This window comes from Methanoculleus sp. UBA413 (assembly GCF_002502935.1).
GTDB lineage: Archaea > Halobacteriota > Methanomicrobia > Methanomicrobiales > Methanoculleaceae > Methanoculleus > Methanoculleus bourgensis.
The window spans coordinates 8,351-21,230 of record NZ_DAQR01000082.1 but is presented as its reverse complement, the minus strand read 5'-3'; the positions used below and the strand labels follow the sequence as shown (position 1 = coordinate 21,230).

Sequence of the window (12,880 nt, the reverse complement as noted above, 5' to 3'; positions counted from 1 at the left end):
CCCCGGTAACCGATGTTGCCGAAATCGTTTGTGCCCTGCACGGCATGAAGGGGTGACTCCACTTCCTCCCCCGCCGGGAACCCCTCCGGGATCAGCGAGACCGGGGGAAGGTTCCAGAGGAGCCACGCCACCTTCGCCGGTCCCTCCTCAGGGCTCGTCGTCGCGAGGATAGCAAGCGACTTGATATTCGGGAGGAGCCCCTCCACCCTGATGGGAGGCGACCGGTTCGCCCCCCTACAGGTGTAGACCTCCGGAAAATCTTCAAAATCCAGTTTTACGGTAAGTTTTGGCATATTATCGGTCTCCCTCGATAGTCACCTATCGGATCCGGAATGTGAAAAAGGTTTGCGCGGTCATGGGGAGTGGAAAGCGGCGGTCTCACCGAACTGGAGGATGTGCTCCCGCATGGCATCGATGAGGTCGTGTCTGCCTGCGCCTGGCCCCGATCTCTCTCCCGAGCTGAAGATCCGGGGACTCAGGTCCCTCACGCGGTCTCAGGCGGGACCTCAGGTGCTTTTTTGCGGCCGTAGGTTGCCATCGTCTCGCCGTAGCCATCGGGATCTCGCCGGTCGAAGGGATGTTCCAGGCAATCCAGTGGGTGAACGTGCCGGTGGGGTCGTCCGGGTCGTCCATGATGACCGCGAGGTAGGGTGCATCCGACCCCGATACCCTGATCCGCGGGGAGATGTTGTCCCCGTCACAGGTATGCTCCGGGGGAAACCGGTCGAAATCGACCTCTATCATCAGGTTCTGCATACGCAATCGCCCTTCCGGTGCCCTCGTGGAGGTGGTCATATATACCCGTTGCGGCGCGGGATCAGGTCCGGCATCGTGGCCGGAACCCGACCGTAACCCCGGGAAGAATCAGATGAGCCCCATGTCCCGGGCCTGGATCAGCAGTTCCTGCACTTCCTGGTCGGTGATGTCGTGCCACCGCTCGTACGCCTGCGCCACCGCGAAGACGCGGCTGGTCCTGATGTTCAGGCAGACGACGAGGTCTGCCTTCCCGGCGATGAAGGTGACGGCGTGGAGCGACCCGGTGGGGACCGCAACGATGACCTGGCGGGGCGACTCGGCCCGGGCCGCCTCGATGGCGGCGAGCATCGTATACCCGGTTGCAAGACCGTCGTCGACCAGGATCGCGGTCCGGCCCAGAAGCTCCGATTCCCGGCCGTGACCGCCTGCAAACTTCTCCATCCGCTCCTCCACGTTCTTCCGGGCCTTCGCGACCGCGGCGTTCACCTCGGCCTCCGAGAGGTCGAGCCCGGCCATGAGACCACGGTTCAGGAAGACCCGCCCGTCCCAGGTCACGGCGCCGAACCCGGCCTCCGGGTTCCAGGGGATCTGCACCTTCCGCACCACAGCCATCCGGAGCGGGGCCTTGAGCACCCGCGCCACCTCAAGCCCCACCGGCACCCCCCCGGCAGGGATGGCGCAGACCACAGCATCCCCGATCGTCTCCATCGGCGCGAGGATCGCCGCCAGTTTTCTGCCGGCATCGGTCCTGTCCTCAAAAACGCCCAGCCTGTCCCGCATCGCCCGATCCTCAATAATCCGGCCCGTATCCAGCATAGGTCAGCCTCTACTGCACCGCGATATTAACATCTTCCGGTGAGCGGCCGCACCTCCCCGGAGAAACGATACCAATAACCCTTCAGAGATCGGATGATCAAGCGATAGATGACGCTCACTGAGACAAACCGGAGGAGACAGCGGTGACGGCAGCCGATACGGTGACCCTGTATACCGACGGCGCATCGCGCGGGAACCCCGGAGACGCCGCCTGGGCATACGTGATCGTACAGGAAGGATCCATCGCCGCCAGCCGTTCCGGGTACATCGGGAAGGCGACCAACAACGTGGCCGAGTACCACGCCGTCATCAACGGTCTTCGCGCCGCCCGGGCGTTCACACAGGGGAGGCTTAGGGTCAGGTCAGACTCTGAACTGGTCGTGCGCCAGCTCACCGGCCGGTACCGCATCAGAAAAGAGCATCTGGAGGTCCTTGCAGGCGAGGTGCAGCAGTTGGCGCGGAACTTCGCGGAGGTCAGGTTCGAGAGCGTGCCGCGGGAGCACCCCTGTATCCAGGTCGCGGACCGTCTCTGCAATGATGTGCTCGATTCAGAGGCAAGGAGAAGGTAGAAGTATGACCGCAATCGAATGCATCCCCATCGGCGTCGTCCGGTCACCCTACCGGGAGCGGGGCGACGCCCCGCGCCAGGGCCGGCTGGCAGATACCATCGCTGAGATCCACATCTTTGACGCCTACGTCCCCGGGCTTGAGAACGTTGAGCGGAGCAGCCATCTCATCGTGCTCTACTGGCTTGATCGGGCGGAGCGGGGGGAGCTCCTCGCAAAGCCCCCGGGGGAGACCCGGACCCGGGGAGTCTTTTCCACACGCTCGCCCGCCCGGCCAAACCCGATCGGCTTTGGGATCGTCGACCTGGTCAGGCGAGACGGCAGCGTCCTGGTGGTCAGGGGGCTTGATGCCCTCGACGGAACTCCGGTGCTGGACATCAAGCCCTACTCCCCCGAGATCGACTGCATCCCCGAGGCGACGGGCGGGTGGCATATCAAAAAGTAGGTCCAGATCAGGGGGTCGTCGTGAGGCACCCCTTGTGGGCGGCGAGAGACCACCGCCGGAGGGTAAATCCGTGCAAAAACAGCATCCCGGCGGCCGGACGGGATAATTTTGCCATCAACTATACCTTTTTGTGACACGTGTCGTTAATATATAGTAGCTCAAGATCGTCCTTACTGAAGGATACAATACCATGGAGGATACTTCTGATGGCTCAAACGAATGAACCGAATAAGGATACATGTACCGGGAACTGTGCCGGCTGCCCGTCTACAACTAAGTGTGAGGACCCAAGAAACGTGAGTGCCCCAAAAGGCCTTCCCCCGAAGGCAGATATCAGCGTGAAGCACGTCGTTCTCGTCCTCTCCGGGAAGGGCGGGGTCGGGAAGAGCACGGTATCGGCAAACCTCGCCTACTCTCTCGCCAACCGTGGCTATAACACCGGACTCATCGACCTCGATATCCACGGCCCTGATATCCCGAAGATGCTCGGCGTCGAGGATGCCCGCCTCCAGTCCTATGACGGAAAGGTCATCGAACCGGTCAGGGCCACCGGCAACCTTGCGATCGTCTCCATGGCGTTCCTGCTCCCTGAACGCAACACCCCCGTGATCTGGCGTGGCCCGATGAAGATGACTGTCATCAAACAGTTCCTGGAAGACGTCAACTGGGGTGACCTCGACTACCTGGTCGTCGACCTCCCCCCCGGCACGGGCGATGAGGCCCTCACCATCGCTCAGCTCGCCCCGAACATCGCGGGGGCTGTCATCGTCACCACCCCGCAGGATGTGGCAATCCTCGACTCGAGCAAGGCGGTCGAGTTTGTGAAGAAACTCGAACTTCCGGTGCTCGGGATCGTGGAGAACATGAGCGGGTTTGTCTGCCCCCACTGCGGCGAGGAGATCGATATCTTCGGCAAGGGCGGCGGGGAGAAGGAGGCAGGCGAACTCGGTGTGCCCTTCCTTGGCGCCATCCCGCTCGACCCCGAGATGCGGAAAGCAGCGGACGAGGGAAGACCTTTCATCATCCGTCGTGCCGGGGGGGAAGACCCAACCTGGAAGAGCATCGATGCCATCATGGAAGCGCTTGTGAAGCAGATCGAGGAGTAATATGAATTACGCAGAGATTCTTGCCGGGCGGGAGGACCCCCTCCCGGTGTGTGCAAGGATCGTGCAGGCGCTCGAGAACTTTGAGGAGTTCCCCTTCCTGCTGGAGTCCGTCTACCGCGAGGCGTCGGAACTTGACGACGATGACCTCGACCGCCTGCGGTTCGGCCTCGTCCGCCTGCAGGTCTACGCCGACATCCACCGCTACGAGGACATGGAGGCGGCCCAGCAGATGAAGTACGTGGCCTCCGTGCTCGAACGGATACTCTTCGGCAGGCTCCTCCTCGAGGGAGAAGAAGCGGGCGGCAAACAGCAGTGCTGTTAGCCCGGACGCCGGCGAAGATATCCGCCACCTATTTTTCTGCACCGGTGAAGGATTTTTTGCGGCAACCCGGACGCCGGGGTCGGGCTTTGCGCGGTGCGCAGTCCTTATCTTTTTTTCACCCGGGCGCATGGTTCCTTGTTCCAGCGGCTGCTCTGCATACCAACCGGGTTTCAAGTCAGTGCACCCCGGATTACGTTTGCGCCAATGGAGTATCCCCCGCTCCGTAAACGCCGGGCCGGGAACCCTCCGTTGCCCGGGACCGGGCTGATTTCTCCGAAAAAAGAGATTAATATGTCGCCAGGTAGCGGTCGAGTTCCCAGGGGTGGACCGCCGTCCGGTAGGACTCCCACTCTGCTTCCGCAACACTCGTGAGGGCCTCGACGACGTGGGGGCCCAGCGCCCTGCAGATGAGGTCGTCGGCGAGCAGGGCCTGGTGGGCCGCGTAGAGGTCACCCGGGAGCGTCTCGATCCCGGCACCCGCCCGCTCCTCCAGCGTCATATGGTAGATGTTCTTATCGATGCTCGCCGGGGGTTCGATCCTCTCCCGGACGCCCTCCATCCCGGCGGTGAGCATCGCAGCGAAGGTGAGGTAGGGGTTGCAGGTCGGGTCTGGACTCCGGAACTCGACCCGGGTGCTGTTGCCGCGCGGTGTCGGGACCCGGACGAGGGCCGAGCGGTTGCCGGCGCTCCAGCTGATGTAGCAGGGCGCCTCGTAGCCGGGGACCAGCCGTTTATAGGAGTTGATCGTCGGGTTTGCGACCCGGGTGATGGCCTTTGCATGCTTCAGGAGGCCGCCGATGAAGTGCATACAGGTCTCGGAGAGCTGGCGCGGGGCGTCAGGGTCATAGAAGGCGTTCACCCCGTCCTTCTCGAGCGAGCAGTTGGTGTGCATCCCGCTCCCGCAGATGCCATAGATCGGTTTTGCCATGAACGACGCATGCAGCCCGCGCATCAGCGCCATCGTCTTGACCGCGAACTTGAAGGTGATGACGTTGTCCGCCGTGTGGAGGGCGTCGCTGTACTTGAAGTCGATCTCGTGCTGGCTCTCGGCCACCTCATGGTGCGACGCCTCGATCTCGAACCCCATCTCAGTGAGGGCGATGATGATCTCGCGCCTGACATCCTCCGCAAGGTCGGTCGGCGCAAGGTCGAAGTAGCCGCCGACGTCCTGAAAGAGCGTGGTCGGTCGGCCGTCTACCATCCGGAAGAGGAAGAACTCCAGTTCCGGGCCGGTGTTGAAGATGTAGCCGTCCCGTGCCGCATCCTCCATGGCCACGCGGAGCACGTGGCGCGGGTCGCCCTCGAACGGCTTGCCGCTGCTCGCCTTGTAGACGTCGCACATAAAGCGCGCCACCGTATACTCCCGGGGCCCCCAGGGCAGGAGGGTGTAGGTAGAGAGGTCGGGTTTGAGCACCATATCGGACTCCTCAATCCTGACGAACCCCTCGATCGATGACCCGTCAAACCCGATCCCGCTGGTCAGTGCCTTCTCTGCCTGCTTCACCGGGATAGCGACGTTCTTTGGCATGCCGATGAGGTCGGTGAACTGGAGATGGAGGAATCGGACGTTATCCTGTTCAATGCGCTCGAGCATCGCAGAAGTGGCATCGCCAGACATGTGGAAGTCTACTTCTATCCGATGGAATAAATATCTATTGACACAAATATAATCGAGCAGAATTATAGGAATCGGCAACAGAACTTTAATTCACCGAGGTTACAATGTGCGGCATATTTGGTGTAATGGATAAGAGGCGCCAGATGATGGATGGTTCCGGCATCCGACAGGCCCTCTCCATGATGAACGAGCGCGGCAGCGGCGAGGGGGCGGGCTACGCGGCATACGGCATATACCCTGACTACCGGGACTGCTACGCGCTCCACGTCTTCTTCGATAACGCTCGCGACGGCAAAGCGGTTGTCGACGCAACGCTGGAACAGTGGGGGACGGTCGAGCACAATGAAGCGATCCCAACCTACGACCAGCCGAATCTCCGGGCAACCTGCACTCCCTGGCGCTACTTCTTCAGGCCCGACCCCTCTCTCGCGCCCGGGAGCGCATCGCCGGAGAAGGATATCATCACAAGTCTCGTGATGCAGATCAACGCAGGCTCAAATGGGGCCCAGATCATCTCGTCCGGGAAGAACGTCGGCGTCTTCAAGGCAGGCGGCTGGCCGGAAGATGTGGCAGACTACTACCGGATCGAGGACTACGAGGGCTACATCTGGCTTGCGCACAACCGGTATACGACAAACAACCCGGGAAAGTGGGAGCGGCCCGACCCGTTCAACCTCCATGACTGGAGCGTCGTGGAGAACGGAAAGATCACCTCCTACGGGACCAACCGGCGCTATATTGAGAGTTTCGGGTACACCTGCTCCATGTCCACCGACAGCGAGATCATCACCTACTTAATCGACCTCCTGGTGCGGCGGCACGGCCTTGATATCAACCTCGCCATCAGGGCGCTCTCTCCGCCCTTCTGGGAGGATATCGACCTGATGCCGAAAGCTGAACAGGACCTGAACCGCGCCCTCCGGCTCGCGTACGGGTCGGCGACGATGAACGGACCGTTCACTGTTGTCGCAGCGAACCCCGATATGATGGTCGGGTTCACCGACCGGGGCAAACTCAGGCCGATGGTCGTCGGCGAGTGCGGAGATCGGCTCTACATATCAAGCGAAGAGGCGGCCATCCGTGCCATGGAGCCAGGGGTCGAGTCGATCACCACACCGGCTGCAGGAGAGCCGGTGATCGGGAGGGTTGCTCCATGAGTAACAACCTCGGCAGCATGCCGCTGCGTTACCGGGTCACGATCGACCGGGAGCAGTGCATGGAGTGCGAGCGGTGCATCACCAACTGTTCCTACGGCGTATTCAGGCGGGACGGCGACCGGATCCTGATCAACTCCCGGAAGTGCACCGCCTGTCACCGGTGCCTTGCCTACTGCCCCCGGGACGCCATCAGCCTTGAGGAGCAGCCCTGCGACTACCGGAGCCACCCGGTCTGGACCAGGCAGACCAGGGAGGCGATCTACAACCAGGCCCGGACCGGCAAGATCATCCTCGCCGGGATGGGGAGCGTCGCCGACCTCCCGGTCATCTTCGACCACCTGATGCTGGACGCAAGCCAGGTCACCACGCCCCCGACCGACCCGCTGCGCGAGCCCGTCGAACTCCGGACATACCTCGGGAAGAAGCCGTCAAAACTGGACCTCCGCCGGAACTCAAACGGAGAAGTCGAACTCGCCACGGAGCTCACCCCAAACCTCATGCTCAAGACCCCGATCATGCTCGGCCACATGAGTTACGGGGCGATCAGCCTCAACGCCCAGATCTCCATGGCCCGGGCGGCACAGGAGACTGGAACCTACATGGGCACCGGGGAGGGCGGACTCCACGCCGGGCTCTACCCCTACCAGGACCGCATGATCGTCCAGGTGGCATCGGGCCGGTTCGGCGTGAACATCGATTACCTGGAACGCGGCGCCGCCATCGAGATCAAACTCGGGCAGGGCGCAAAGCCGGGCATCGGCGGGCACCTCACCGGGGAGAAGGTCAGTAAGGATGTCTCCCGCACAAGGATGATCCCGGAAGGGAGCGACGCGATCAGCCCGGCGCCGCACCACGATATCTACGGCATCGAGGACCTCTCCCAGCTCGTCCGGTCCATCAAGGAGGCGACGGAGTGGAAGAAACCGGTCTTTGCGAAGATCGCGGCCGTCAACAACACGGCTGAGAACGTGGCGGCCGTTGCCCGGGCCTCGGTGGACGCCGTCGTCATCGACGGGTTCCGGGGCGGCACCGGCGCGGCACCACGGGTCTTCCGCGACCATGTCGGCATCCCGCTCGAGGTCGCAGTTGCAAGCGCCGACCGTGAACTCTGCAGGCAGGGACTCAGGAACGAGGTCTCCCTCATCGCCTGCGGCAGCATCAGGGAGAGTGCGGACGTTGCAAAGGCAATCGCTCTCGGCGCTGACGCGGTCTACATCGGCACTGCGGCGCTCGCGGCGATGGGATGTCGGGTCTGTGGAAACTGCTACCAGGGTCTCTGTCCCTGGGGGATCGCCACCCAGCGCCCGGACCTGGTGCAGCGCCTGGACCCCGACGTGGCATCGAAGCAGGTGGCAAACCTGATCCATGCATGGACGATGGAGATCACCGAACTGATGGGTGCGGCGGGGGTAAACAGCATCGAGAGCCTGCGGGGCAACCGCGACCGGCTCCGGGGCTATATGCTTGATGAGAACCTGCTCAATGTTCTCGACGTCAAGCCGGTGGGGGCGTGAGCACGATGGGAAAGACAGTCACGATTGATGCGGAGGGGATGCACTACACCCCCCTGAACCGGCAGATCCGGGAGGCCGTGGAGAACGGGGTCAGTGAGGTCGTCGTCAAAGGCGTCCTCGGGCAGCGATTCATCGGCAACGGCCTCCGCGGAAACGCCTCCATCCACGTCTACGGCGTCCCGGGCGGCGACCTTGCGATGTTCATGAGCGGCCCGACGGTCATCGTCCACGGCAACGCTGAGCACGCGCCCGGCAACACAATGGACTCCGGGAAGGTGGTGATCCACGGGAGCGCCGGCGATGCGGTGGCGCACAGTATGCGCGGCGGCAAGGTCTTTGTCCGCGGGAACATCGGTTACCGGGGCGGGATCCACATGAAGCAGTACGAGGCGCAACGCCCCATACTGGTCGTCGGGGGGTCCGCCCAGACGTTCCTCGGTGAATACATGGCGGGCGGTCTCCTGATCGTCCTCGACCTCGATGGGACTATGAAGGCACGCGGGATCGGGAGCGGGATCCACGGCGGGGAGATCATCATCCGCGGCGATGTGGACGACGCGAGCCTCGCTGCAGGGGCAAAGAAGGTGCCGCTCACCGATGAGGACCGGGCAAGGATCGCTCCGGTGATCAGGGAGTTTGCAGGCGACTTCGGGCTCGATCCGGAACCGCTGGTCAGTGCTGACTACACCCGGATTGTCCCCGCAAGCGCAAGGCCCTTTGCAGGAAAGTATACGTGGGAGTGATTGGGATGGATACGAAGACATTCAAGGACCTGGAAGCCGCGGTCTGGGCTACCGACCTCTGTTCCGGGTGCGGGGCGTGCGTGGCGGTCTGCCCGGCGGATGCCCTCCGGTTCGCACCGGGGAACACCGATGCACCGGTGAACATCGGCTACTGTAAGGCCGAGAACGACAGCGTGCCCTGCGGGGCATGCTACGCGGCCTGTCCACGGGTCGATCTCGCATCATGTGGGAAGATGCTCGGGCCGCACCAGGATATCGTTGCGGCCAGGTCGGTCTTCCCGGTGGAGCGCAAGCAGAGCGGCGGCGCGGTGACGGCAATCCTCGTGAACGCCCTCGATGAGGGGTTGATCGACGCGGTCGTCACGGTGACGAGGGACCCCTGGACGATGAAGCCGTCGTCGACGGTGATCACCTCCTCTGACGCGCTCATCCAGCATGCCGGGAGCCGCTACTCCTGGTGGGTGCCGCTGCTTGCGTCCCTCAAGGAAGCGGTCGTCACCCGGAAGTACCGGCGGATCGCCGTCGTGGGCGTGCCCTGCGTGGCACGGGCGACACAGACGATCCGGGCGAGCGACCACGAGCTCCTCCGGCCCTACGCGAAGGCAATCAGGCTTGTGATCGGCCTCTTCTGCACGGAGACCTTCGATTACGCGAAACTGGTCGAAGGGAAACTGCAGTCTGAGCGCCGGATCGAGCCCTGGGATATCCGCCGCCTGGATATCAAGGGGAAACTGGACGTCTACCTCCAGGACGAGCGGCATATCTCTATCCCGCTTGCTGAACTGGAGGAGTCGGTCAGGCCCGGATGCCGGGTCTGCACCGACTTTACGGCGGTGGAGGCGGATGTCTCGGCCGGGGCTGTCGGGTCGCCGGAAGGCTACACGACACTGGTCATCAGGAACGATATCGGCAGGGGGTTCGTCGACCGGGCGGTCTGGCAGGGGAAACTTGCGACCGGCGGCAGCGTCGACCTCGCTGCAGTCGAGCGCCTGGCGGCGAAGAAAGCAGAGCGCCAGGCGGAATAATACTTTTTTTTGGCGCCGCTTTGGCATTGGAACCTTTTACCTCATTTTGCTGACCCTTCAGGGGTGAGGGGGAAAGTCAATAACCTCACACGGAGGCCACGTTCCCTACATCCATTCCCGAACTTCGCGCACTTCTCTGTGCAGCTGGTGATCCGCCCCTCACGCCCGCGAAGTAAGATGAGGTCATCCATCAGGCAAATGATCAAATTTAATAGTTTTAACAACAATAAAATTGTCTTGTGCGGAACCGGTCCCCTCTCACGGCTCCGGCAACAGATGTTCCCGGACTTGAGAGCCCGACTGCCGTGACTGCCTGCGCGAGGCACGGCACTCCGGTTCCCTGCACGGTGGTTCGAGTGAACCCTGATACCTGCAAAGACCGCAGGCGAACACACAATCAGCGGTGAGATAAAAATGGCACGATATTTTGGGTATTCTCCGAAAGGCACCGTGAAGAGTGCCGTGGAATCGTTTGAATCGACAACCCAGGTGCGGAGCGCCGGGGGTACGCTGCTCGGAACCGTCTACGTGGACATCAGTGATGAGGAATGGGCCGTTGCCATCGCCTACGGCAGGGCGCAGCACCCGAAACTGAGAGGCCCGGAACCGGCCTACGAGGTCAGGTATGCGCATCTGCCGGGGGAGGTGGGGGAGACGACGAGGCTTGACACCAGAGAGGAAGCTCCGTGTGCCATTCAGGTCGACCCGTTCCCATCGGCGGATGAATTTGTTGTCTGGGCCCTGGGCGAAGAGAAAGGACGGATCCAGGGCGCCGCTGTGTGAGAGGGGGCCCAGACCGCCCCTTCCCTTCGCTCACGCTCTGTTTTTCCATAACGTCGCCCCGTTTCGGTAGCCTGGAGGCTTCCGGCGGCCGGGTATCGTCACTCCCCGGGATGGCTCGCCGGGGAAATCGCCGTGCGGGGGGCAATTTTATATGCATTGAGACCGGGTACGCCCGGGTGTCATCATCGGAGCGTGAGCGGTATGGCACGATGGGTGTGCAGCATCTGCGACTATGAGTACAACGAGGAGGCGGGAGACCCTGCCAACGGCATCCCGCCCGGGACGCTGTTTGAGGACCTCCCCCCCGGCTGGCGGTGTCCCGGCTGCCGCGGCGGAAAGGAAGCGTTTGTGCGGGTTAACGAAGAGGAGGTGGAGAAAAATGAGGAAGATTACCTCTGAAGAGTCGGTCACGACCGTGGCCGACGTGCTGGTCTCGGAACTGGAGGCCTGGGGGATCACCCTGTACTTCGGCATCCCGGGATCGTCGTCGCTCCCGCTGGTGGATGCGGTCAGGAGGAACCCAAACGCCCGGTACATCGTCACCCGGCACGAGCAGACCGCGGCTATGGCGGCATCGGCCTACAACAAGTTCACGGGAGAGATCGCAGTCTGCCTGACCATCGCCGGGCCGGGTGCCACGAATCTCGCCACCGGGCTTTACGACGCAAAGGAAGACCGGGCAAGCGTGCTCTCACTCAACGGGCAGGTAAAGGCGCAGTACGCCGGTCCCGGCGGCATCCAGGAGATCGACCAGGACGCGTTCTTCCGGCCCGTCACGGTCTTCAATAACACCGTCGCCGACCCGGCGATGGCGGTCAAACTCCTCACCCGGGCGCTGCGCTACGCCATCGTCGCCCGTGGTGTCGCCCAACTCTCCATCCCGAACGACATCCAGGCAGCGCCGCTTGACCCTGCCTACTGCAAGCGCGAGACCTGCCTCCCGGCGGTCAGGGTTGCGCCGACCGACGAGGCTGTCGGGGCGGCGGCGGAGGCGATCGACGGCGCCACACGGCCGGTGATCCTCGCGGGTTTCGGGGCCATGGATGCTGCCGGAGCGGTCCTTGACCTGGCAGAGAGAATCCAGGCGCCGATCGTCACCACCTTCCGGGCGAAGGGCATCCTCCCCGACGATAACGAATGGATTGCCGGGGTGCATGGCGAACTCGGGACACCGCACGCCTGGACGCTCGTCCTGGAGTCTGATCTCGTGATCGCCTGCGGTGCGAGTTTCTCAGACCTCACCGGGATCCCGGCGGATAAACGGGCCGTCCAGGTCGATATCGACCCGCTCCAGCTCGGGAAACACCCGCTCGTCGCGGCGGTCTGGGGAGACTGTGCTATCGCCCTGCCCCGGATCGTTGAAGAGGTCAGGCCGCGGGAGGACCAGGGCATCAGGCAGTGGCTCGCTGACCGGAAACGGGAGTGGTTCGACCGGCTCGACCGGGAGGCCGACCCGGAGGCTGTCCCGCTCCGCCCGCCCTACATCATGAACGTCCTCTCCGAGACACTGCCGGAGGATGCGGTCATATCGGTCGATGTCGGGGATAACCAGTGGTGGTTTGGGCGGAACTTCCGGATGAAGCGGCAGCGGTTTGCGATGTCGGGCTATCTCGGGACGATGGGGTTCGGGCTCCCGGGAGCGATCGCGGCCAAGCTGGCCTACCCTGATGCGACCGTCGTCTGCATCACCGGGGACGGCGGATTCTCCATGGTCATGGCCGACTTCGTCACGGCGGTCAAGTACGACCTCCCGATCATCGCGGTGGTCCTGAACAACCGCGAACTTGCCATGATCAGACAGGAGCAGCGGGAGGCGAATTACCCGCCCTACGGGATCGACCTCACGAACCCCGACTTCGCCGCCTTTGCCGGAACCTGCGGCGCCACCGGGATACAGGTGACCCGGCCGCAGGACCTCGCTGGGGCGGTCAGGAAGGCGGTGCAGATGAATGCGCCGGTCATCATCGATGTCGAAACCGACCCGAAGCGATTCGGGTGAGACTCCGGTGTGAGGGGATCGCGGGTCGTG

General features: G+C 63.0%; 14 protein-coding genes and 1 pseudogene. 11 read left to right on the top strand and 4 right to left on the bottom strand.

The window, feature by feature from the left end; genetic code table 11:
* From BP858_RS06905 to BP858_RS06895, 3 genes and pseudogenes are all read right to left on the bottom strand, one after another.
* Positions 1 to 293: pseudogene (locus BP858_RS06905) on the bottom strand (YbhB/YbcL family Raf kinase inhibitor-like protein); the annotation flags it as partial.
* Between the two features lie 85 nt (positions 294 to 378).
* Positions 379 to 744, bottom strand: coding sequence for a YbhB/YbcL family Raf kinase inhibitor-like protein (locus tag BP858_RS06900; RefSeq protein ID WP_286879161.1), 366 nt, complete (start codon positions 742 to 744; stop codon positions 379 to 381).
* A gap of 120 nt (positions 745 to 864) precedes the next feature.
* Complete coding sequence (locus BP858_RS06895; protein WP_214166970.1) at positions 865 to 1,572, bottom strand: phosphoribosyltransferase; 708 nt, start codon at positions 1,570 to 1,572, stop codon at positions 865 to 867.
* Positions 1,573 to 1,715: 143 nt separating this feature from the next.
* Here BP858_RS06895 and BP858_RS06890 point away from each other — a divergent pair, with 143 nt between their 5' ends.
* The 4 genes from BP858_RS06890 (at position 1,716) to BP858_RS06875 (ending at position 4,011) form a co-directional block, all read left to right on the top strand.
* Positions 1,716 to 2,141 (top strand): ribonuclease HI family protein, encoded by a 426-nt coding sequence (locus BP858_RS06890; protein WP_074174900.1) that lies wholly within the window; start codon positions 1,716 to 1,718, stop codon positions 2,139 to 2,141.
* A 4-nt stretch (positions 2,142 to 2,145) separates the two neighbouring features.
* On the top strand, positions 2,146 to 2,583 hold the full coding sequence (tsaA, locus tag BP858_RS06885) for a tRNA (N6-threonylcarbamoyladenosine(37)-N6)-methyltransferase TrmO (protein WP_074174899.1): 438 nt from the start codon (positions 2,146 to 2,148) through the stop codon (positions 2,581 to 2,583).
* 206 nt (positions 2,584 to 2,789) lie between these two features.
* Positions 2,790 to 3,689: an Mrp/NBP35 family ATP-binding protein gene (locus BP858_RS06880; protein ID WP_286879160.1), complete on the top strand. Its 900-nt coding sequence runs from the start codon at positions 2,790 to 2,792 to the stop codon at positions 3,687 to 3,689.
* 1 nt (position 3,690) lies between these two features.
* Complete coding sequence (locus BP858_RS06875) at positions 3,691 to 4,011, top strand: hypothetical protein (protein ID WP_062264058.1); 321 nt, start codon at positions 3,691 to 3,693, stop codon at positions 4,009 to 4,011.
* A gap of 286 nt (positions 4,012 to 4,297) precedes the next feature.
* On the opposite strand, the gene BP858_RS06870 is transcribed toward BP858_RS06875, so the two are convergent.
* Positions 4,298 to 5,629, bottom strand: coding sequence for a glutamine synthetase family protein (locus tag BP858_RS06870; protein ID WP_214166969.1), 1,332 nt, complete (start codon positions 5,627 to 5,629; stop codon positions 4,298 to 4,300).
* A gap of 104 nt (positions 5,630 to 5,733) precedes the next feature.
* On the opposite strand from BP858_RS06870, the gene BP858_RS06865 reads away from it, so the two are divergent.
* The 7 genes from BP858_RS06865 to BP858_RS06835 all read left to right on the top strand — a co-directional run bounded on the left by BP858_RS06865 (position 5,734) and on the right by BP858_RS06835 (position 12,850).
* The gene (locus BP858_RS06865) at positions 5,734 to 6,786 is read left to right on the top strand and encodes a class II glutamine amidotransferase (protein WP_062264061.1); all 1,053 of its coding nucleotides are present in this window, start codon (positions 5,734 to 5,736) and stop codon (positions 6,784 to 6,786) included.
* Positions 6,783 to 8,300, top strand: a complete 1,518-nt coding sequence (locus tag BP858_RS06860; protein WP_214166968.1) for a glutamate synthase-related protein — start codon at positions 6,783 to 6,785, stop codon at positions 8,298 to 8,300. The genes BP858_RS06865 and BP858_RS06860 overlap by 4 nt, the downstream gene beginning before the upstream one ends.
* A gap of 5 nt (positions 8,301 to 8,305) precedes the next feature.
* Positions 8,306 to 9,043 carry a hypothetical protein gene (locus BP858_RS06855; RefSeq protein WP_062264065.1) on the top strand — a complete coding sequence of 246 codons (738 nt, stop codon included), beginning with the start codon at positions 8,306 to 8,308 and terminating at the stop codon, positions 9,041 to 9,043.
* A gap of 5 nt (positions 9,044 to 9,048) precedes the next feature.
* The gene (locus tag BP858_RS06850; RefSeq protein ID WP_062264068.1) at positions 9,049 to 10,068 is read left to right on the top strand and encodes a Coenzyme F420 hydrogenase/dehydrogenase, beta subunit C-terminal domain; all 1,020 of its coding nucleotides are present in this window, start codon (positions 9,049 to 9,051) and stop codon (positions 10,066 to 10,068) included.
* A gap of 414 nt (positions 10,069 to 10,482) precedes the next feature.
* Positions 10,483 to 10,851, top strand: coding sequence for a hypothetical protein (locus BP858_RS06845; protein WP_214166967.1), 369 nt, complete (start codon positions 10,483 to 10,485; stop codon positions 10,849 to 10,851).
* A 201-nt stretch (positions 10,852 to 11,052) separates the two neighbouring features.
* Complete coding sequence (locus tag BP858_RS06840) at positions 11,053 to 11,250, top strand: rubredoxin (protein ID WP_062264074.1); 198 nt, start codon at positions 11,053 to 11,055, stop codon at positions 11,248 to 11,250.
* Positions 11,231 to 12,850 carry a thiamine pyrophosphate-binding protein gene (locus tag BP858_RS06835; protein WP_286879159.1) on the top strand — a complete coding sequence of 540 codons (1,620 nt, stop codon included), beginning with the start codon at positions 11,231 to 11,233 and terminating at the stop codon, positions 12,848 to 12,850. The genes BP858_RS06840 and BP858_RS06835 overlap by 20 nt, the downstream gene beginning before the upstream one ends.
* Positions 12,851 to 12,880: the final 30 nt, after the last annotated feature.